Annotated in this window: 15 protein-coding genes; 8 read left to right on the plus strand and 7 right to left on the minus strand. The window is 33.3% G+C overall.

Translation table 11 applies throughout. The annotated features are described in order from the left end of the window. Window positions 1-237 precede the first annotated feature (237 nt). The 4 genes from OIU80_RS11780 to OIU80_RS11795 all read right to left on the minus strand — a co-directional run bounded on the left by OIU80_RS11780 (window position 238) and on the right by OIU80_RS11795 (window position 4,694). Window positions 238-1,137 carry a phosphatase domain-containing protein gene (locus tag OIU80_RS11780; protein WP_264287201.1) on the minus strand — a complete coding sequence of 300 codons (900 nt, stop codon included), beginning with the start codon at window positions 1,135-1,137 and terminating at the stop codon, window positions 238-240. 4 nt (window positions 1,138-1,141) lie between these two features. Next, window positions 1,142-2,326 carry a hypothetical protein gene (locus OIU80_RS11785; protein ID WP_264287202.1) on the minus strand — a complete coding sequence of 395 codons (1,185 nt, stop codon included), beginning with the start codon at window positions 2,324-2,326 and terminating at the stop codon, window positions 1,142-1,144. 3 nt (window positions 2,327-2,329) lie between these two features. Continuing rightward, window positions 2,330-3,607, minus strand: coding sequence for a class I SAM-dependent methyltransferase (locus OIU80_RS11790; protein WP_264287203.1), 1,278 nt, complete (start codon window positions 3,605-3,607; stop codon window positions 2,330-2,332). A gap of 70 nt (window positions 3,608-3,677) precedes the next feature. Beyond that, window positions 3,678-4,694 carry a T4 RnlA family RNA ligase gene (locus tag OIU80_RS11795; protein WP_264287204.1) on the minus strand — a complete coding sequence of 339 codons (1,017 nt, stop codon included), beginning with the start codon at window positions 4,692-4,694 and terminating at the stop codon, window positions 3,678-3,680. Window positions 4,695-5,085: 391 nt separating this feature from the next. Here OIU80_RS11795 and OIU80_RS11800 point away from each other — a divergent pair, with 391 nt between their 5' ends. Further along, window positions 5,086-5,700 carry an HD domain-containing protein gene (locus tag OIU80_RS11800; protein ID WP_264287205.1) on the plus strand — a complete coding sequence of 205 codons (615 nt, stop codon included), beginning with the start codon at window positions 5,086-5,088 and terminating at the stop codon, window positions 5,698-5,700. Window positions 5,701-5,959: 259 nt separating this feature from the next. On the opposite strand, the gene OIU80_RS11805 is transcribed toward OIU80_RS11800, so the two are convergent. Beyond that, window positions 5,960-6,964, minus strand: coding sequence for a PorP/SprF family type IX secretion system membrane protein (locus OIU80_RS11805; RefSeq protein WP_264287206.1), 1,005 nt, complete (start codon window positions 6,962-6,964; stop codon window positions 5,960-5,962). Window positions 6,965-6,979: 15 nt separating this feature from the next. Next, entirely contained in the window at window positions 6,980-11,371 is a 4,392-nt protein-coding gene (locus tag OIU80_RS11810) for a PKD domain-containing protein (protein WP_264287207.1), read from the minus strand. Between the two features lie 564 nt (window positions 11,372-11,935). Here OIU80_RS11810 and OIU80_RS11815 point away from each other — a divergent pair. The 6 genes from OIU80_RS11815 (at window position 11,936) to OIU80_RS11840 (ending at window position 19,692) form a co-directional block, all read left to right on the plus strand. Further along, window positions 11,936-12,949: a helix-turn-helix transcriptional regulator gene (locus OIU80_RS11815; RefSeq protein ID WP_264287208.1), complete on the plus strand. Its 1,014-nt coding sequence runs from the start codon at window positions 11,936-11,938 to the stop codon at window positions 12,947-12,949. Window positions 12,950-13,290: 341 nt separating this feature from the next. Continuing rightward, window positions 13,291-13,758, plus strand: a complete 468-nt coding sequence (locus tag OIU80_RS11820) for a MarR family winged helix-turn-helix transcriptional regulator (protein ID WP_129539263.1) — start codon at window positions 13,291-13,293, stop codon at window positions 13,756-13,758. Continuing rightward, window positions 13,742-16,132, plus strand: coding sequence for a 3-hydroxyacyl-CoA dehydrogenase/enoyl-CoA hydratase family protein (locus tag OIU80_RS11825; RefSeq protein WP_264287209.1), 2,391 nt, complete (start codon window positions 13,742-13,744; stop codon window positions 16,130-16,132). Before OIU80_RS11820 ends, OIU80_RS11825 begins: the two co-directional genes overlap by 17 nt. A gap of 103 nt (window positions 16,133-16,235) precedes the next feature. Beyond that, window positions 16,236-17,417 carry a thiolase family protein gene (locus tag OIU80_RS11830; RefSeq protein WP_264287210.1) on the plus strand — a complete coding sequence of 394 codons (1,182 nt, stop codon included), beginning with the start codon at window positions 16,236-16,238 and terminating at the stop codon, window positions 17,415-17,417. Window positions 17,418-17,472: 55 nt separating this feature from the next. Next, window positions 17,473-17,838 (plus strand): four helix bundle protein, encoded by a 366-nt coding sequence (locus OIU80_RS11835; protein WP_264287211.1) that lies wholly within the window; start codon window positions 17,473-17,475, stop codon window positions 17,836-17,838. Between the two features lie 63 nt (window positions 17,839-17,901). Continuing rightward, window positions 17,902-19,692 (plus strand): acyl-CoA dehydrogenase family protein, encoded by a 1,791-nt coding sequence (locus OIU80_RS11840; RefSeq protein WP_264287212.1) that lies wholly within the window; start codon window positions 17,902-17,904, stop codon window positions 19,690-19,692. Between the two features lie 295 nt (window positions 19,693-19,987). Here OIU80_RS11840 and OIU80_RS11845 read toward each other — a convergent pair whose 3' ends face one another. After that, the gene (locus OIU80_RS11845; RefSeq protein WP_264287213.1) at window positions 19,988-22,000 is read right to left on the minus strand and encodes a BCCT family transporter; all 2,013 of its coding nucleotides are present in this window, start codon (window positions 21,998-22,000) and stop codon (window positions 19,988-19,990) included. Between the two features lie 284 nt (window positions 22,001-22,284). Here OIU80_RS11845 and OIU80_RS11850 point away from each other — a divergent pair, with 284 nt between their 5' ends. After that, window positions 22,285-23,379 (plus strand): glycoside hydrolase family 18 protein, encoded by a 1,095-nt coding sequence (locus tag OIU80_RS11850; RefSeq protein ID WP_264287214.1) that lies wholly within the window; start codon window positions 22,285-22,287, stop codon window positions 23,377-23,379. Window positions 23,380-23,449 lie beyond the last annotated feature (70 nt).

Genomic DNA, 23,449 nt, shown 5'->3' on the forward strand with positions numbered 1-23,449 from the left:
GGTCTTTTGTTTTTTATTGTTTTTTATTGTTTGCCACGTAGGTGTTAATTTTCTTTGGCTTGTTTTAATCTCGCTAAGTCGCAGAGTCGCTAAGTTTTTATTTTTGCCACAGATTAATAAGATTAAAAGGATTTTAAAAATCTGCGTGAAACAATTCTTTGCGCACTTCGCGTAATCGGGACTGCGCCCTTTGCGGTTAAAACCTTTGAACCTTTGCCTCTTTGAACCTCTGTACCTTTAGAAATCCCCATAATACACTTGGAAGCACGGTAATTTCAAATCTTTTCGCCATGTATCTACTACTTGGTTTCTATCATCGAGAACAAACTCTACAAAGTATTTATCTTTGATGAAATCTGTATAAATTTCAGTTTTCACGATAGAATCTTTTCGGTTATCGCTACTTTTTCTCATGATTAAGTCATCGAATTCAATTGCGTGTTTTTCAAGGAAACGCAACGTCGGTTCTTTGTATTTATCTTCTCTTCCAGAAACCAACAATATTTTATAATCCAATTTCTTGTAGTTTCTCAACACATTTGCTACTGGTTCATTTAATTCATCCTGATCGCATTTACTTGCATCAAAAGGATTTCTCCCATTCATCAATGCCAATGTTCCGTCTAGATCACAGATAATTGCTTTTGGCAATTCTGGATTTTGGATTGCGTATTCTAAGTTTTTATTCACTTTCCTTATTGATTTAAAATCAAACTTTTCTTTTGTTTTTTGCAATTGATGGTACATATTTTCAATCACTTTTTTTGGTACTTTTCGATCTCTTTTTCCGTTTCGAATCAAAAGTTCTGCTAACGGTAAATCAAACACTTTGAATTCAATATTAGCCATTTCAGAGAAATCGTTTATAGGCTGTTTGATGTATTCTAACTTTACATTACAAGTATCCAGAATAACATTCCATCCATTTGAAAGCAAGGTTTTTATTTGCCCGTTAACAATTTTAGAAATCATACTTTCATATGCCGGATCCATAGCTTCCTGAAATTGCGAAAACCTGATTTCATCACGGCTTATTCTCATCGTTTTAGGTTCTGTTCGCACTTTCCACTCGGCGAAAGTACTTTTCCCAGATGCTGGACAACCCGTAAGTATCGTTAATGTTGGTATCTTTTTCATTTTGTTATAATCTTGGATCTAATGTTTTTTCTATTTCTTCGTTATTGATTCGCTTTAAGAGCAACAAACGCATCAAGTAATTTTCTTCTTCTAAATCTTTATACGGAATCTGAAGCATTTTCTGATTGATTTCCCAACCATTTATCGATTGTTCTAATTTCTTCTTTACATTCCTTTTCTCTAAATAATGATCAAAATCCTGATGAAAGTTCACTCCATAAATCATCGTTAGGTAATTGTTATTTCTAACTTTAAAACACGGTGGCAAATTTTTAATGTAATTCTGAACTGGTTTAATCATTATGCCTTCTTCATTCTCATTAGTTAGTTTTTCAAAAAACGAATACATTTCCTTTAGCTTTTCTTCTTTGTTAGCACTGGTAATTTCTAAATGCAAAAAAGTGTCATCGTTGACCAATTCATAAGTCAAATTAGAATTTGGTATTACTTCAGCTCCACCAATATTAACCACTTTTAAAATCGTAAACGGTTTAAAATGCAATTCGGCTTCATTCCCAAATGTATTGATCTGATTCTGAAATACCTTTAATGATTCATCCTGTTTGGCAACATTCGGTATTTTTACAATTCCCAAAGCTTCGTACTGACGAACAATATGTGATTTGTGTTTACTGCCAAATTCCTTTTTAGTTAATTGTTTTTTATCTGAAATGTATGTTGTAAACAATTCAGATTCTCTCACACTTTCTAATTTTTCAAGTAGTCCTGAAGATTGCAAATACACATTATGTGTCTTTAAGGCATCGTAATATCCTATAAATTCTTTTTCGATTAATCCTGCTCCTAAAATCTTCCAAGGCAATAATTCTGAAGCTATTAAAATAGTTTCGAAATCAGGAAAAGTAATGATCATTTTAGCATGCAAATCCTTCAAACTGCTAATTGCTTTTTTTACATCAATATGATCCATTTTAAAACCATTTCTGGAAACGAAATAGCTTTCATCAAGATTTCTTTTCAAGTAAATGGTGCAATACGAACCCATGTATTTTTTTTGAACTACAAATTCGGTTACGCCTTTTCCTAAATAATAATTTACCGCTTCCTCGATACTTTCTATTTCATTTTTTGTCCTGCTTTTTGGTGCTGGCGAAATGGTTGGCGAAAAATCATTTATCTTATTTTTACAAAACCACTCTATTCTGTTTCTTACTCTATAATCTAACATCTTTTACTTTTTTTGAATGATTACTGCACTTGTTGGGTAAACTCCATTTACACAATCTCCTACTCCATAATAGGTTTTAGGGTTTGGAAAAATCTCGTCAATCAAATCCACAAATTCTGAATTTGATAACTCAAAATCGTGATCGTCGTGCCTAAATTCCTCTGTCAGTTCATAATTCACATTAAAATCTTTGTCTGGTGTTGTTACAAATAATTGGGTAAACTGCGTATTATCACGTATCCAAATTAATAATGCTTTTGCCTCTTCTAATGAATTATGCTCAATCACCTCACTTAAAATAATCTGATTTTCAAATCCTTTAATTTCTTCTAAACTTTCAACCCAATGCAAATTATCTGCATTCTCTATCCCAACTATTTTATCTGCAATAGGTTTAAAATCTACTTCGTCGTACGCATGATATTCCTGTATAAATCCTTTTTTTAGCAACATTTTAAAATACTGCATTTCGCCACAACCAAAATCTAAAACAGGTTCATCAAAATTGATTTTATTACAAATGAATTCTTTTCTGGATTGATGTGTATCTGTAAAAACAAATTGAACCTTGTTATCAAAATACGCTTCTAACTGTGGTTTGAATTTTTCGAACTGAACTGGAGAACGCATAATTCTTTTTATAAAAAGATAAAATACAAAATACGGAACACCCGAAATATTGGTTAACATCGTGATGTGCTTTTGAATAAAAAAGTCATCGATATAGGTATAAACTGCATATTTGTTGGTGAAATGCGAAAACAAAGCTACAAGCGAAAATTTCTGTAAGGCTTCCCTAACCGTTGAACCTTCTATCTTTAATTCGAAATTACTTCCAATTTTATGCTGCAATGAAATTCCATCGATGTATTTTGATAAAAGATAGTTTCCGTTTTTATACCAGCCCGAATCGATAAAAAAAGTAGCTACTTCTATCGTACATTTTTCAGTATCAACCTCATCGTAGTTTTTTTCTAACCAAGAAATTACTGTTTCACTCAAATTTGCATTTTCTTTGTACAAATGATTAAAAAATTCGGTTGCCATATTTAAAGCCAATAGCGGACTACAGTAACTCTGAAAATCGGTTTGATTTCCTTCTTCTGGCAAATAACTATGTTTGCCATCCATAAAAACACAATGATATTCTGTAGCTGAAATAACATTTCCTATAATAACTCCGTTTTTTAATTCTTTCAAATAAAGACCTTGATCCGTATTTGGATTTTTATAAAGGATATCTAAAAAGTATGTATTGTCTGATTTAAGTTTTATAATCATTGTGTTTATTTTTGTTTGACAAATATAGCTTTGCCACTACGCAATTATTTTGCGCAGTTAAATTAATTTTCTATTCTTCTTCTCTATTAAATGGTTTTTCGAACGCTGGTCGAATCATTCTCCAAATTATTTCGGAATAATCTCTGTTTTTAAGCATTGCAAATAATACTCCCTGATGTTTGCATGTCTGGAAATACAGGGCTGTTTCTTTGACTGTTTCGAATACCTTAAAATCTTTTTTACATTGATTTTCGATTACCGCATATTGATTTTCTAAATCACTTTTTGTTTCTTTCACCCAATTAAAAAATTCATCAGGAACACGTTCCAGAACTTCTTCTATCGGTTGGTTTGTTTTTAAATATTCCCAAATGTTCAAATTAGAAACCTGAGTAATGATTCGGTGCAAACGAAGATATTCTTCAAATTTGATTTTTACTCTAAAATTATCCGAAAATTTAATAACAAACCCTTCTTTATTATCTTTATTCATTGCTGCTAATGAACCAATATCTTTAATTCCGTCATATTTTTCGACAATAGGAAATCCAATAGCTTCTAGCGGGAATTCTTCTCCCGATTGTGTATCGATAATTGCCAGTAAAACCAATTCTTCTGCTACACCATAATCTAAAACAATTCGGTTTTGAGGATAAATAATCTCAAATAAATAGGTTTTGTTTTTATCCAATAATGTCCATGAGTTTTTATATTTTCCATGTAACATTTCGTTTGCTTTATCTGACTGATCACTTGCAAATGAACCCCTACTTGCTATAAATGGTACCTCATCTATCCAGTATAAAATCCCCAGCGAACCATCGGCTTTATCATACACTTCAAAAGTTGTATTAGGAATTGTTTGGCTTTCCATTTCGCCTAAATTAAAAAACTTAGGAAATGGTCTCGCTATCACATTAAAACTTTCATCAAGAATTAATCCTCTACAATTTAATGTAACTTCATTCCATATTCTTTCGAATTGCGCACTTTGCGTATAATTATAAATATATAAATCATAATTAGGGTGTTTGTTTACTCTAATATAATTTTTGGATATCATCTCTTTTAATAGTACTGTATTCATTTCTTCTTTTCTTTAAACAAAGATTCAAAAACTACTACGCATTCATTTTGTGCAGTGAAAAAGAATCCTATTTTAAGTAATCTAAATTACTCGTAAACATTTATTTATTTTGTGACCCTGATGAGATTCGAACTCATATTCCCTTTCGGGCATTGCGGCTCTAAATACGCTTCCCTACTTTCCCTAACGATTTCGGTGCTTCTGTAAATTCTACCCATTAGTCCGCGCAGGTCTAACCGGAATATCCGCAAACTCTACAGCCAGTAATTTTTCTGTAGGCTTTTCCTTTTAAGCTACAAGGCCTTTTGTTTTGATGATACAAAGGTTTACAATTAGTACGCAATTATTCTGCGCAGTAAAAAAGGAATGTTTTTTTAAGTAAATTAGCGCTATGGATCTAAAAGAAAAATATACCGAACTGCTCGCAAACATTGGCTTTGACGAAAAAGAGATTCAGCATAATTGGTTGGAACTCGAAACTGCTTATTCCAAAAAATCCAGATACTATCATAACCTGACTCATATTAGTGATATGATTGATTGTTATGAAACATACTTGGAGAAACTGCAATTTCCTAATGAAATCTTATACGCCATCTTTTATCATGACTACATATACAATAGCCGTAAAAAAGACAATGAATTAAAAAGTGCTGAATATGCATTATCGATTTTACCTAAAAATATCTCATTTGATAATCAATTGGTTTTTGATGCTATTTGTGCAACACAGCAACATCAACACAATGTAATTGAGGATATTAATTGGTTAATTGATTTTGATTTGAAGATTCTTGCCCGAGATTGGGATGAATATCAGATTTACTTTGAACAAATCAGAAAAGAGTATCGCATTTATCCTGATTTTCTCTATAAACCGGGACGCGCTAAAGCGTTGAAACATTTTCTGGAAAATGAATCTATTTTTCAGACGAAGGAATTCAGAAATTTATATGAGGAGAAAGCAAGAATGAATATTGAAAAAGAAATTTCATTATTAATGTAGAGACGCACTGCAGTGCGTATCCACAATATGTTAGACGCTCTGCTGTGCGCCTCTACGGAAAATTAGAAACGAAAACAAATCATTTATAACAATATAAAACGATAGTTTATTCCATTATCGGTTTTGCGTGAGGGATGGAAGCGGCATCCTTTTTTGGGCTTTTCGCCCAAAAAAGATACAGCGTACAGCCCGACCCGCTTTTTCGGCGGGACACGCCCTTATTAGGATAAAAACTGTAATTCTATAAATAACTTCCTGTCTATCTTCCTGTGTAATTAGGACATCCGAAACATTTTACACTCAGGTTAAACTGGTACGTTAATAAAACTTCAAAAACGCCTCCTGTTCTCCCCATATTCGTCGTATTCAAATCATAGGAAAGCCCTAATTTTAAATTCTCATACTGCAAGCCTGTAAAAAGATTTACGGAGGTTAGTAACTCCCTGCTTATACCATTTTTTGAAGGATTTGTAACTGCTGTTGCACCAAAATATATTTTCTCGAACTGTATAGATGTTCCTAAATCAAATCGATTATAATATCCTTGTTGCATATAATTTGAGGTTATAAGCATTTTAGTTTCATACGGAAGAAACAACACATCGATATAATCGGCTAAAAGAAATTCGTAACCTGAACTCAAAGAAAAGAATGTATCTAAAGGCACGTTTCCGTCTCCTGCAAAGGAAATATTAGGTCTATTAAGGTGTTTCATCGATAAACCTATCCAAAGACTTTCGGTGTTAAAAACCATACCTGCTGATACATCAAAGAAATTGACTTTATCGTTTTTTAGCATCGGATCTACCGAACTTGAATTTATAACACCTGTTCGAATATTAATTTGATCCTCGAGCAGTAAATTTTGAAAGGCAAATGATTTTAATCCAAAACCTGCTTCGATAGCTGGTCTAAAATACCATGTATCGTTTAGCTTTACTCGGTAGGCATAATTAGCATTAATTTGCGTGTAATTATATTTGGTCAGGTTTTCTCTTTGATTTAAAACACTTATTCCATAACCGCTATTCATTTTTTCGTTCCAAGTATTTACAAATGCATAATCGGTATCTATTTTTAAATCTAAATCTGGCCATTGCTCACGATGTACTATCCCTGCATAGGTAGTTTCCATAAACCCAGAAAAACCTGGATTAAGTGTTTCGGGAACTAAAAAATATTGGGTGAAAATTGGGTCTTGCGCTCTTGTTTCTGAATAAAAGCAACATGCAATTAGTATTGTTATATATAGTTTTAATCTCATTGTAATCTGTTGCTATTATTTAAGTAATGTAAATGCTCCTCTTTCGGTTATGGTATGGTTGTAAAAAGTTTTTGCAGTGATTTTGAAAAAGTAGTTTCCATTTTCGGCTGCATGATTCTTTATTTGTCCGTTCCATCCACTAATGTTTTTTCCAGTTTCAGAATATACAATTCCTCCCCAAGTGTCATAGACATCAAGAGTAATGCTATCAAAACCTAAAAACACTGGTGCAAATGTGTCATTGTAACCATCATTATTTGGCGTAAAGGCATTTGGCATTATCAGACTATATCCTTTTTCGACAACTAATGTTGATGTATAACTATATTGACAACCAAAAGGATAAGTAACTGTTTGCTTTATTGTATAAGTTCCTTCTCTTGTGTAAATATGTTTCGGATTTTCTTCATTTGAGAATTTACCATCACCAAAATCCCAAGAAATATTTGTAAAATCTCCTGTTGCCAGATTCGTAAATAAAATAGGATCGTAAATTGAATACAAATCATAAACATCTTTACCATAAGAACTCGTCGAATAATTAGCTATTCCTAATACTGGTGTATTAACATTGTATGGAAAATCGGCAGTACATCCAAAACTATCGGTTACGCTAAATATAATTAAGCCTTTGTTTTCGGTATTCATTATTTCGTTATTAGGACCTGAAACAACTCCATCTGACCAACTTAATGTATATGGCGGTATTCCTCCTTTTACATGTCCTACAAATGTTTGATGCACGTATTTAGTCTCACAATCAAAATCGGTTAGCACTTCGATAGTTGGCGTAAGCTGATCAAATCTGGTAATTTTCCATTCCTCTGATTTTTTACAACCATTGGCATCTGTAACAGTAACGGCATAAGTTCCTGGTGGAAGTTTACTCAAATCTTCGGTTTTTGCACCATTTGACCATGAGTACGTAAATGGAGGCAGACCTCCTGTTACCACTAAATTGATCTCTCCTGTATTTGCATCAACACAATCTAAAGGATTTGAAACATCAGCTCTTAGTTCTAACAATAAAGGCTCAATTATAATAAAGGTTTCTCTTATTACACAGGCTTTACCATCTGTAATTGTCACACTATATTTCCCCGGTCCAATATTATTACGTTCAATTCCTGCTGTCGAATTATCATCCCAAACTAACTTAACCGGCGCTTTACCTCCTATAAGGTTCAATCGGATATGACCATCATTTGCTCCAAAACAAGAAACGTTTTTTACATCTGGATTAATAGTGAAAACTGGTGCATTATCTATCACTATAGGAAACACTTTTGGACAACCTAATGCATCAGTAATTGTGATTACATAAGTTCCCGCTGATAAATTATTTTGTACTAAACCTGTTCCTAAATTACTCCATTCTATAATATACGGATCTCCTGTTGTAAAAGGAACTCCTCCTGTTATGCTATTTATAGTAATAGATGCATTAGCATAATTATAACATGCTATCTCAGTTTTACTGTAATTTAAACGTATTTCATCATTTTGAAGTAATACAACGCTCAATTTATCTTCACAACCTGAATTATCAGTAACAGTTAAATTATAAGTACCTGCTGCAAGATTTTTTAGATTTTGAAGATTACTTCTAAATCCATTTGGTCCCGTCCAACTATATCGGTAATTAAAAACTCCCGGAGATAGTTCAGTATATCGACCGCCTATTGTACTTACATTAATTTCACCTGTATAATATCCGTAACATAATATATCAACTTGACTTTCCCATTTTACTTTTAATAATGGCGGTTCTATAATTGTGTAACGATCTGTAAGTATATCACAATTATTAACTTCGGTAATGGTAACGTCATACTTTCCTGGTCCAAGATTATTAATATTTCCGGTAGTTGCAGCATAAGGATTCCCATCTTTTGTCCATACATAAGTATAAGGCTGTGTTCCTCCTGTTGTGTATAAATTTATACTTCCGTTATTTAACCCAAAACACGTGATATCATTTTTACCTCCTGAAGTTTGAAATTTACCCGGTTCAGAAACAGAATAGGCTTGTGAAAACGGACAATTTCCATTATCCTTAACACTTAAATAATACGTTCCTGGTTTTAAATTAGAAATATCTTTATCGGTACTCGTAAATCCATTGGGGCCTGTCCATAAAAAAGTATAAGGAGTTGCTGTTGCAAAAGGAATACCTCCTGTTACACTTATCGTAATGGAACCATCATTAGATCCAAAACAGGTACCATTTTTTGTAACTTGAGTTACTTTTATTAATGGATCTACGGTTACTGTTATTGTAAAATTAGGTCCCGGACAAGCTGTAGATATAGGTGATACCGTATATGTTACTGTTGCTGGATTAGCTGTGTTATTTATTAAAGTCTGACTAATATTTGATCTTGGAGAAGATTGTGCATTTGCTCCACTTACTGCTCCTGCAGGAGAAACTACAGGCGTTGACCAAACATAGGTCGTTCCTGCTGGTACATTATCTATCCCATTGGTAACAGGCGTAACCTGAAAACTAGTACCACTGCATATTTTTACTGTCTTATCTTTTATAACTGGAGAAAGAACTAAATCAACCGAAAAAGGAGCCGTTTTGGTAGTTGTTCCACAACTATTAGTAACACTAAAAGTAGCTACATAATTACCACTAGTTGTATAATTTATTGGTCCCGGATTAAGCAAAGTAGATGATGAAGGTGTACCTCCTGGAAAACTCCATAAATAAGTAATCTCCGAACTTGGAGAACAAGTTTCTTCTACTGTTCCAACAGGATTAATTGTTGCCGAATTACAAAAATCTGAAATAGGTTTTAAAGTTGTAACTGGCGGTTTTTTTACCTGTATTGCCTGAGTAGCAGAATATGTGTAAACGTCGCAAGAATTCATTGTTCTTAACCTAACATAATAGGTACCTGGCAGTGTAAAATTAAAAACAGGATCTTTTGATGAAGAATATGTACCATTTGCAAAATTCCATTGTCCTCTTCCTGTTCCTGGTACTGACTCTTTACCACAAAAGCCTTCAACATAATTCGTAACTTCCCAATAATAGCTCTCTGTTCCACAAGTTAACCTCGTATCTGTAGTATTTGTCATTTGAACATTGGTTGAAGCACAAGCATTACCAAAAGTAAAACTAGGTTGTAATATAGGCTCTACACATATTTCTCTTGTTGTTTCAATTCCAGCTCCACAAGGAGTTGTTGCATTTAGTTTAACTGTATATTTCCCTGGTGCTGTGTATACATGATAAAGGTTAACCTCTCTAGAAGTTGTTCCATCACCAAAATCCCAAGTGTAAACATTATAAGTACTACAATCATTAGTGTAGCCTGCAACGGTCGTATTTTCGAAATAGATACTAGTATTAACACATGCAATACTATTTACTTTAAAACTTATCACTGGCACACCTAATATGATAATAGGTCCGGCTGTAAGATAAGTACTTCCACAAGATGTTGTTATTGTTAAGCTAACCGTATTTCCAGAAGGGCAATTGGCTCTTGTAAATTTATGCGGTACAGGAAAATTTTGAGAAGCTTGCGGATTTCCTGCGTTATAATAAGAAGAGCTTTCTAATTGTCCTTGAGTATATGATTGTACAGTTCCGTCACCATAATTAACCACATATCGTGTATCAGAAGGATTAAGTCCCCATGCCCCTATTGCAAAATTCATTGGAGCTACAGGAAGACATAAATTGGTTGTATTACCTGGAGCAATAAGTGCCCCTAGCGGATTGTTAGAATTTTTTACTACATAAGTAACAGAATTGTTACAGCCATTATTTCCGATTCCGGTAATAACCATATTAAAAGAACCTAATTTCTGATATTCATGCTGTTTAGGAAAAACAACATTTGTTTCAGAACTGCCATCTCCCCAATCAACATTATAAGACGTAATGCATGCCGATGAAGCTGAATTATTACTAACATTAATACTGTATTTTGGATCTGAATTATTATCTCCACATCTTTCAAAAGGCTTAAGTGATCCTGGAGTATTTACATTTCCAAATTTTAAATCTGGTTTTTGTTTTACAGTAATAGTTTTTGTTATACTGTTTTCACCGCTAGCATCAGTAACTGTTAACTTTACAACAAAAGACTGCGTACCGCAACCAACCGCTGTAAAAGAATGACTTGGATTACTATCTGTAGAAGTCGTCCCATCTCCAAAATCCCATTTATAGCTAAAAGGAGCAGTAGCACTTACAATAGGAGTAAATGTAATGGGAGTTCCAGAACAAGTTCCATCGTTAGTAAAATTGAAATCGACATTGGGTACTAAAACTAGGTTTTTATAACCTTTATTAGATGTAAAATCATTTTTATTGACAGCCCCAAATGCATGAACAGAAGTCGTAATTATTAAAAGAAAATATAAGTGTAAGAAGTAAAGTTTCCCCATGAAATGTCATTTATTTTTGCTGCCAAAAGTATATGTTTTTTTTAATCAAAAAAATATTATAAAATAATCTTTTTTAGTTTTCAAAAAGTTGAATTAAAAAGGGCATAATAATGACTAAAACGTACTAAAAATAACACAAATATAACCTTGCCTTGAAATTAAAAACTTTCATTTATTTCAGTATCCTAACTAATTTTCTTATCAATCTTGATTAAAAACAGGATTATTGATAATACAAATATTCACAACAAGTACGCAATTCTTTTGCGTAGAAAATATAAAAGTGTACATTTATCATTAAAGTTGTGTGTATAAAGGACAGAAGCAGCAACCTTCTTTGGGTTTTTCACCTAAAAAAGATACAGCGTACAGCTAAACCCTGAGTGACACGCTCAAAAACAAGAAATATAATTGTAATGATCTCACAAAGTCGCAAATTTTTATTTTTTAAGCTACTCCCGATAGCTATCGGGAGTAGCTTAAAATGATCCGAAAAATTGCGTGAAACAAAATATTTGCTCCCGATAACTATCGGGATTGAGACTATACAGCAAAAAAGATATTATGTCACAAAACAAAAATGCATTAATTCGATACAAAACAATCGATAAATGCCTACAAAACCAATACAGAACCTGGACTCTCGATGATTTAATCGAAGCCTGTTCAGATGCATTATTTGAATATGAGGGTCGCGAAAACCGCATAAGCAAACGCACCATACAAATGGATATCCAACTCATGCGTAGCGAAAAACTCGGATACAATGCTCCTATCGTAGTTTATGATAAGAAGTTTTACAAATACGACGAAGAAGATTTCTCTATTACAGATATTCCGCTTACAGAAACCGACATGAATGTTTTAACAGAAACAGTTTCTATGCTAAAACAATTTAAAGATTTCTCTTTATTTAGTGATGTTTCGGATATTTTGCAGCGTTTAGAAGATAAAATCTATTCAGAGAAATCACATACTAATTCTGTAATTTATCTCGATAAAAACGAAAACTTAAAAGGATTACATTATCTGGACGAAATTTATCAAGCCATCATAAAAAAAATAGTTCTAGTTATTACCTATAAATCTTTTAAATCCAGAGAGGAACAAAAGTTTAATTTTCATCCTTTTATTTTAAAGGAGTTTAACAATCGTTGGTTTTTGGTTGGAAAGAAAAAAGGCACTCAACCCATAACCAATTTGGCTCTTGATCGGATTACCAGCATCGATTTTGATTTTAACCTACCTTATATAGAAGAAGTTTTTGATGCCGAAGATTTTTATAAAGATGTCGTTGGGGTTACAGTGAACCAAGGGATGAACGCTAGAAAAATTGAACTTTGGATTGATAAAGAAAATGCACCTTATGTTTTAACAAAACCCTTTCATGCTTCCCAAAAGCTAGAAAAAGAAAATGAGGACGGAAGTATTATTATTACACTAAAGCTTAAAACTAATTATGAAATAGAGCGTTTGCTTTTAGGCTTTGGTGATGGATTAGAAGTTATCAGTCCCAATGGACTGCGATTACGAATAAAAGATAAACTTAGAAAAGCTTTACTTAAATATGGGGAATAATTTTTTCCGTTTTTAAATTAAAGAAATATCTTTCAAGATACATTAAACTGAAGTCCTAATTTACTGACCTGATGTAACTTTTCGGATAATCGAACAGCTAAAATTTCAAAAAAAATATTATATTTCATTCGAAAAATAGAAAACTTAACCAACTCTATTTCAGAGCTAACATTTAACAAACTAAAAAATATTTTTTGAAATACTATGCATGCATAATATTTTTTTATTATATTTGAAATCGATATAGTTGCCAAAAAAAACGAATTCGATTTAAATTAATGCAAAGATACTATCACAATGTATTTCACATTAAAATTAAATAATCAAATACAATCTACCAAATGAAAGAAAAGACTATAGATTATATTTTACGCGCAACCTGGCAAGCTGTATCAAGAATGTACAACGAAGAAGCTGCAAAATATGATGGGACAATGGCTACTGGTTTTGCGCTATTAAGTATCGATAAAGAAGAAGGTACTCCATCGACAGCATTAGGTCCTAGAATGGGAATGGAAGCCACTAGCTTAACCAGAACGCTCAAATCTATGGAAGACAAAGGCTTGATTGTTCGAAAGAAAAATCCAACCGATGGCCGAGGTGTTTTGATTTATCTAACTGAATTTGGAAAAGAGAAAAGAGAGTTATCTAAAAATACAGTCTTGAAATTTAATGAAACAGTTAGAAATCACATTTCTGAAGAAAAATTAAAACATTTTATTGAAGTTTCAGAAATCATAAATGAATTAATACAAGATAAAAATATATTTAATCAAACAGAAAAAACAGAAAATGAAACGCACAATTAAAAAAGTTGCCGTAATTGGATCCGGAATTATGGGTTCAGGAATAGCTTGTCATTTTGCTAACATTGGTGTGGAAGTTTTACTCCTAGACATCATTCCCCGTGAGTTAACAGAGGCCGAAACTAAAAAAGGCTTAACTCTAGAAAGCAAAGCCGTAAGAAACAGAGTTGTAAACGAACATCTTGCTAACTCATTAAAATCTAAACCATCTCCTATTTACAGTCAGAAATTCGCAAACAGAATTACGACTGGAAATACAACCGATGATATGGCAAAAATTGCCAATGTTGACTGGATTATTGAAGTTGTTGTAGAACGTCTTGATATTAAAAAACTGGTTTTTGAGCAAATTGAAAAATTCCGTAAACCGGGGACATTAGTAACATCAAATACTTCAGGTATTCCGATTCATTTTATGAGCGAAGGAAGAAGCGAAGACTTCCAACAACATTTCTGCGGAACACACTTTTTTAACCCTGCGCGTTACTTAAAATTATTTGAAATTATTCCTGGTCCAAAAACTTCGACTGAAGTATTGGATTTCTTAAATGAATACGGATCTAAATTTTTAGGAAAAACTTCGGTTGTTGCTAAAGATACTCCTGCTTTTATCGGAAACAGAATCGGTATTTATGGTATTCAAAGTTTATTCCATTTAGTTAAAGAAATGGGATTAACTATCGAAGAAGTTGATAAATTGACAGGTCCAGTTATTGGTCGTCCAAAATCAGCTACTTTCCGTACAGTTGATGTTGTAGGTTTAGATACTTTGGTACATGTTGCCAATGGTATTTACGAAAACTGCCCAACAGACGAACAACACGAATTATTCAAACTTCCTGATTTCATCACAAAAATGATGGAGAATAATTGGTTAGGAAGCAAAACAGGCCAAGGTTTCTACAAAAAAGTAGATAGAGATATCCTTACTCTTGATTTAGACACGCTAGAATATCGTGCAGCAAAAAAAGCAAATTTTGCTACGCTTGAATTAACTAAAACAATCGATAAACCAATCAATCGTTTTAAAGTTCTTGTAAAAGGAAAAGACAAAGCTGGAGAATTTTACCGTAAGAGTTTTGCAGGAATGTTTGCTTATGTATCAAACAGAATTCCTGAAATATCAGACGAATTATATAAAATTGACGATGCCATGAAAGCTGGTTTCGGATGGGAAAATGGTCCTTTCGAAATTTGGGATGCTATTGGTGTCGAAAACGGAATCGAAATCATGAAAGCTGAAGGTTTAGCTCCTGCTGCATGGGTAAACGATATGATAGCTTCTGGAAGCAAAAGTTTCTACTCTGTAAAAGAAGGTGCTACTTATTTTTATAACATTCCGACAAAATCACAAACTAAAGTTCCAGGACAAGATGCATTCATTATCCTAAACAACATTCGCGAAAGCAAAAAAGTTTGGTGCAATAGTGGTGCAATTATCCAAGATTTAGGAGACGGAATTTTAAACTTAGAATTCCAATCAAAAATGAATACAATTGGAGGCGATGTCCTTCAAGCAATTAATAAAGCAATCGACTTATCTGAAAAAGAATATCAGGGATTAGTTATTGGTAACCAAGCAGCAAATTTTTCTGTAGGTGCTAATATCGGAATGATATTTATGATGGCAGTTGAGCAAGAATATGATGAGTTGAATATGGCTATCAAAATGTTCCAAGACACAATGATGCGTGTTCGTTACTCAGGAATTCCTGTTGTTGTAGCACCTCACGGAATGACTTTTGGTGGTGGATGCGAAATGAGCTTACATGCCGATAAGGTGGTAGCTGCTGCTGAAACATATATGGGATTGGTTGAGTTTGGTGTTGGTGTACTTCCTGGTGGTGGTGGATCTAAAGAAATGGCATTAAGAGCATCTGACCTATTCCGTAAAAACGATGTAGAATTAAATGTTCTTCAAGAGTATTTCTTAACTATTGCTATGGCAAAAGTATCTACTTCTGGTTACGAAGCATTTGACACTGGACTTTTACAACATGGTAAAGATATTATTGTAGTAAACAAAGATCGTCAGATCGCGGAAGCTAAAAAACATGCCTTGTTAATGGCAGAAGCTGGTTATACACAACCAATAAGAAGAACAGATGTAAAAGTATTAGGGAAGCAAGCTCTTGGAATGTTCTTAGTAGGTACAGATCAAATGGAAGCTGGTAAATACATCTCTGAACATGATAAGAAAATTGCCAACAAACTTGCCTACGTAATGGCTGGAGGTGATTTATCTGAAGCTACTTTAGTATCTGAACAATATTTATTAGATATCGAACGTGAAGCTTTCTTGAGTTTATGTACTGAACGTAAGACCCTAGAGAGAATCCAATATATGTTAACAAAAGGAAAACCACTAAGAAACTAGATCATAGAAAACAGCAACAAGAAGCAAGATTTCAAAACTAAGTTTTGCCTTTTCTCTTGCTTCTTGTCTCTCTAACTTCTATACTCTTAAAAACAAAAAACAAATGAAAACAGCATATATAGTAAAAGCTTACCGTACTGCGGTAGGAAAAGCACCAAAAGGAGTTTTTAGATTTAAAAGACCTGACGAATTAGCTGCAGAAACCATTCAGTTTATGATGAATGAATTGCCTGATTTTGACAAAAAACGTATTGATGACGTTATGGTAGGAAATGCCATGCCGGAAGCAGAACAAGGTTTAAACGTTGGTCGTTTAATTTCTCTTATGGGATTAAAAGTAGAAGATGTTCCTGGTGTAACCGTAAACCGTTACTGCGCATCTGGACTTGAAACTATCGGAATGGCAACTGCAAAAATCCAATCGGGAATGGCAGATTGTATCATCGCTGGTGGAGCCGAAAGTATGAGTTTTATTCCGATGGGAGGTTACAAACCAACTCCGGATTATAAACTTGCTGCCGAAGGTCACGAAGATTATTACTGGGGAATGGGGTTAACTGCTGAAGCGGTTGCCAACCAATATAAAATTTCGAGAGAAGATCAAGATGAGTTTGCTTATAACTCTCACCTCAAAGCTTTAAAAGCGCAAGCTGAAGGTAAATTCGACAAACAAATCGTGCCGATTACTGTTGAACAAACTTTTATCAATGAAAATGGTAAAAAAGAAACAAAATCATACGTTGTAAATAAAGACGAAGGTCCTCGTGCTGGAACTTCTAAAGAAGCTTTGGCTGGTTTAAGACCTGTTTTTGCTGCTGACGGAAGCGTAACTGCTGGTAACTCTTCTCAAATGAGCGATGGTGCAGCATTCGTTTTAATCATGAGCGAGGATATGGTAAAAGAATTAAACCTTGAACCAATCGCTAGGCTAGTAAACTTTGCTTCTTCTGGTGTTGAGCCAAGAATCATGGGTATTGGTCCAGTAAAAGCTATTCCAAAAGCCTTAAAACAAGCAGGATTACAATTAAAAGATATTGATTTAGTAGAACTAAACGAAGCTTTTGCTTCTCAATCATTGGCAGTTGTTCGTGAATTGGGATTAAACCCAGATATCGTAAACGTAAATGGTGGAGCAATTGCTTTAGGTCACCCGCTAGGTTGCACAGGTGCTAAACTTTCTGTTCAATTATTCGACGAAATGAAACGCAGAGGTAGTAAATACGGAATCGTTTCAATGTGTGTAGGAACTGGACAAGGAAGTGCAGGGATTTACGAAGTATTGTAAGAGACTAATAGATGAGAGACTGATAGATAATAGATTTTACGAGACAGAAAAATACATGACTGAATTTAAAAGACATAATTTTAAAAAACTAAAAAATTGGCAGATGGGAATGGAGGTAGCTAAAGTAATTTTAGACTTAACAGATACATTTCCTTCTTCAGAAAAATTTGGATTAAAAAGTCAAATGGATCGATCAACAGTTTCAATGCCTTCAAACATAGCAGAAGGTTCAAGTAGAACAAATAAGTCTTTCAGTCATTTTCTAGATATATCTCTAGGCTCATCTTTTGAATTACAAACACAACTCTTATTAGCAAATCATAAAAAATATTTGACAGATGAATTCTTAAATCATATTGAAATAAAGATTGAAGAGTTCCAGAAAGCAACAATGTCATTTCAAAATACATTAAATAAATAATTAATAATTTGACGTCTATCATCTATTCGTCTATTATCTATCATCTAAAAAATAAATATAACCATGTCAGACAAAACAAGAGGAGGTCAATTCCTAGTAAAAGAAACAAAGTGCGAAGACATCTTTACACCAGAAGATTTTTCGGAAGAGCAATTAATGATGCGAGACTCTGTAAAAGAGTTTGTAGACAAAGAAATTTGGCCTAACAAAAATCGTTTCGAGAAAAAAGATTACGCATTTACAGAAGAAAGCATGCGTAAAGCTGGTGAATTGGGACTTTTAGGAGTTGCTGTTCCAGAAGAATACGGTGGATTAGGAATGGGATTCGTATCGACTATGTTGGTATGTGATTATATCTCAGGAGCTACAGGTTCGTTCTCGACTGCTTTTGGTGCTCATACAGGTATCGGAACCATGCCAATCACTTTGTATGGTACAGAAGAACAAAAGAAAAAATACGTTCCTAAATTAGCATCAGGTGAATGGTTTGGAGCTTATTGCTTAACTGAGCCAGGAGCTGGATCAGATGCAAATTCAGGAAAAACTAAAGCAGTTTTATCTGAAGACGGAACACATTACAAAATTACAGGACAAAAAATGTGGATTTCTAACGCAGGATTCTGTAGTGTATTCATCGTTTTTGCCCGTATTGGAGATGATAAAAACATTACTGGATTTATCGTAGAAAATACTGCTGACAATGGAATTTCGATGAATGAAGAAGAGCACAAATTAGGTATTCGTGCATCATCTACTCGTCAGGTTTTCTTCAATGACACCAAAGTTCCTGTTGAAAACATGCTTTCTGAAAGAGGAAATGGTTTCAAAATTGCAATGAATGCATTAAATGTTGGTCGTATTAAACTAGCAGCAGCTTGTCTTGATGCTCAAAGAAGAGTTACTTCTGGAGCTGTTAAATATGCTAACGAAAGAATCCAATTTAATACAGCAATTTCACAATTTGGAGCAATCCGTTCTAAATTGGCAGAAATGGCAACAAACTGTTACGCAGGAGAAAGTGCATCTTACCGTGCTGCAAAAGATATCGAAGATAGAATTATCGCTCGTGAAGCAGAAGGATCTACGCATCAAGAGGCTGAATTAAAAGGTGTTGAAGAATACGCAATTGAGTGTTCTATCCTTAAAGTAGCTGTTTCTGAAGATGTTCAGAATTGTGCAGACGAAGGAATTCAAATTTTTGGTGGAATGGGATTCTCTGAAGATACACCAATGGAAAGTGCTTGGAGAGATGCTCGTATTGCTCGTATTTACGAAGGTACAAACGAAATCAACAGAATGCTTTCTGTAGGGATGTTAATCAAAAAAGCGATGAAAGGTCATGTTGATTTATTAGGTCCTGCTATGAAAGTATCTGAAGAATTAATGGGTATTCCATCTTTTGACACTCCAGATTTCTCTGAATTATTTGCAGAAGAAAAAGGAATCGTTGCAAACCTGAAAAAAGTTTTCTTAATGGTTGCTGGAAGTGCTGTACAAAAATATGGTCCAGACTTAGATGCTCACCAACAATTATTAATGGCTGCATCTGATATTCTAATTGAAATTTATATGGCAGAAAGTACTATTCTTAGAACTGAAAAATTAGCCAAAAAAGAAGGTGAAGCTAAAGTACAAGAGCAAATTGCAATGGCAAAATTATACTTGTATAAAGCAGTAGATATTGTAAATCAAAAAGGAAAAGAAGGAATTATTTCTTTTGCAGAAGGCGATGAACAACGCATGATGTTAATGGGATTACGTCGTTTTACAAAATACACTAACATGCCAAATGTAGTAGCCCTAAGAGAAACGATAACTTCAAAATTAGTTGCAGAAAACGAATACTGCTTCTAAAATAAAAATAGTTTTTAGTCACTTTAATTTGTTCAAAACCGCAGCTGTCCCGAAAACACTGCGGTTTTTTTTTATTTCCTGCCTCATCACACTGAAAAAGGTTGACTATAATTGAGATAATTATGTCAAGAGAAAGAATAGATATAAAAAATCCGTTTTACCCATGTTCCTTTCGCAAAGAGTTAGATAGAAATAAAGGATTAAAAAAATCAATGCAGATTATCTAATCTTAACTTAAAAAAAAAATGTTTTTTTTACAACTAACAATCAACCATTCACAACTAATAATTAACAATTAACTATTTGGTTTCATAATCAAATCATGATCTCCTTCTGAACTTAAATTCAAAAAACGTTCATATTCTCTCAAAACATCTGAGATAATTCCGTCCTTACTCAAATATTGAATATCATATCCTTTACGATGGTCTCCAAAATAAGTAAAAGGATGAAAAGAAGTTTCAGAATCAATATCAGCAGTATTCTTCTCATTGATTAAAGTCTCAGATATAGTGAGTGGCTCAGCCATTACACCGTATTTAAAGCTCCTCAATTCGTCATGTTTAATCTCTAATTCAATTGCAAGTTTAGGAGTCGAAAAAAGATTAATATTTGCCTCTACATTATTATTCGCTAATTCAATTTTAAGTTCATTGAATGCTTTTTTTACTGTAGTATCAATAAATTTATGCACATCCTTCTTTTCAGAAAACGTAAGGATTTTTTCTAAATGTTCCTTCCAGTTAGTATTATTCCAATTTAGACTCCCATGCGAATATTTTTTAGCACTGTATTCACTATCTACAACCAATGCTTTCCATAAATTATAGCATAACAGCAACATAATGATTCCGAAGGGTAAAGCGGTAATTAATGTCATTGTCTGAAGGGAAGCCAAACCACCAGAATGCAATAAACTCAAGGACAAAAGTGACAATAAAACTCCCCAAAAAACACTTTGCCATTTTGGTGAATTTACAGCTCCTTTAGATGCTATACCATTCATTATAAAAATCCCTGAATCTGCCGACGTGATAAAAAACACGCAAATAATTAAAATCGACAAAATATTCACAAAGGTAGTAAACGGGAAATAAGTCAAGAAATTAAACAAAAGTGTATCCGGATTTTTAGCAAATTCACTTAAAGCTCCATGTGCTATGTGTTCATCAATCCACACGGCACTGCTTCCAAAAACAGTCATCCATAAAAAATTAAAAAAGGCAGGAATAAATAATACGGCCAAAATAAATTCTCGTATGGTTCTTCCTTTAGAAATTTTGGCAATAAATAATCCTACATAAGGTGCCCAGGAAATCCACCATGCCCAATACAAAATAGTCCAGTTTGAAAACCATTCCTGACTTCCTTTTTCGTAAGCATAAGTATTAAATGTTAATGAAATAAAATGACTTATATAGTGACCTAAACCTTCCGTAAATGTACTTAGAATATAAATAGTTGGTCCGAAAACAAGTATAAACAACATTAATAAAACAGCCATGATAATGTTTAGCTCACTTAGTTTTTTAACTCCTTTTCCTAAACCTGAAATGGCCGAAGAAACAGCAATTATCATAACTACCAAAACAATAATGACTTGATAATTAAAACTAGATTCTGGAATTACATGAAGGCTTACTAATCCAGCACATAGCTGCACGACACCAAAACCAAGAGTCGTTGCAATTCCAAAAAAAGTACTGCACAAACCAAAAACATCTACAATGTTTCCTAACTTTCCGTGAATTCTGTTTTTTAAAATCGGATAAAATCCACTTCGGATTGCAAGTGGTAAATTGTGTCTATAAGTAAAATAAGCTAATGAGAGTCCTACAACACCATATATAGACCAGGCGTGAAAGCCCCAATGGAAAAAAGTATACAATTGCGCTTCTTTCGCTCGTAAATTTTCTGCTAAATTAGCATTGGCAGGCGTTGCATAATGCGCCATAGTTTCCCCTACTCCAAAATACATCAACCCAATTCCCATTCCCGCGGCGAAAAGCATTGCTACCCATGAAAAGAAAGAATATTCAGGCTCAGAATCATCCGCTCCTAATTTGATTTTTCCAAATTTACTAATAGCTAATGTGACTAAAAACAAAACAAAAATAGTCACCAACAATACATAAAGCCAACTTAAATTTTTAAATATTATGTCTTTTGCAAAATTAAGTGCCTGCTCTGCATCCTTTGAGAAAAAAACACAAAATAATGAAATTGCAATAATTATGGTTAAACTTGGTAATGCAACTGATTTTGTAAAATTGGTTTTAAAGACACTTGAGATTGTAGATTTATTCATGATAAAATGTTTTTTTCACTGTTATTATCTAAAGTAAATCCAAATTTTAAATTCAGATTGAGGAAGTTTTTATAAATATGACTTAGATAATTTCATACAGAAGAATTGTAAATTTAATGAAAAAGAAATAATTTCTCCCTTAAAACACTATAAAAGTTATTTCTTGAAACAAAAACTATAACAAATAAGCCCAATACTGTGTATCTATTTAATTACTATTTCGTTTGAAATGTTTTATATTTAGCATTCAAAAAAAACCTATTAAAAACTAAAAATTCTTAAAAATGAAAAGATTAAAACCGATTATTTTCTTTTTCTTATGTTGTTTTGCCACAAACTCTTTTGCACAATCAGGAAAAAAAATTGACGTTATTGCTTATTATACTGGTGACGACAAACTTATTGATCAATATGATGTAAGCAAACTTACCCACATAATCTTTAGTTTCTGTCACTTAAAAGACGGAAAACTAAGCGTAGATACTCCTAAAGATTCTCTTTCAATAAAACACTTAGTTGGATTAAAAAAAGCACATCCTAAGCTTAAAATTATGCTTTCGCTAGGTGGATGGGGCGGATGTGAGCCTTGTTCAGAAGTTTTCTCTACTGCTCAAGGAAGAAATGTTTTTGCAAAATCGGTAAAAGAAGTAAATGATTATTTTAAAACTGATGGTTTAGATTTAGATTGGGAATATCCAGCAATCGAAGGACTTCCTGGACATCTGTATCAAGCTGCTGATAAACCAAACTTTACTCAACTGGTAAAAGCATTGCGTACAAGTTTAGGTAAAAAACATGAACTTAGTTTTGCTGCTGGAGGTTTTCAAAAATTCCTAGACGAATCTATAGAATGGAAAATTGTTATGCCACTAGTAGATCGCGTAAATATAATGAGCTATGATTTAGTAAATGGATATTCAAAAGTAACTGGTCACCATGCACCTTTATATGGTGGAACTCCAGATGCGCAATCTACAGACAGAGCGGTAACTTATTTATTAAAACTAGGAATCCCAGCTAATAAATTAGTAATTGGTGGCGCTTTTTATACTAGAATTTGGAAAAATGTTGCCAATATAAATAATGGTTTATATCAATCAGGAGAACATATCGAAGGCGTTGCTTTTAAAAACTATGCAACTACTTTTACAGAGGCAAATGGATGGAAATATTTCTGGGATGATAAAGCAAAAGCAGGATATTGGTATAATGAAAAAGAACAAAAATTTGCTACAGGTGATGATCTTTCTTCAATAAAAGAAAAAACAGAATATACTATAGCTAAAAAATTAGGCGGAATCATGTTTTGGGAATTACCTTTAGACACTTTCAAAAACGGGATGCTTGATGCCATTTATGAAGTGAAAAGTAAAAAATAAGAATATCATAAAATAAAAATGCGTTAACACTTTCTTGAATTGTTAACGCATTTTCTTTAAACTAAAATTA

It is taken from the genome of Flavobacterium frigoritolerans (genome assembly GCF_025847275.1).
Taxonomy (GTDB): Bacteria; Bacteroidota; Bacteroidia; order Flavobacteriales; family Flavobacteriaceae; genus Flavobacterium; species Flavobacterium frigoritolerans.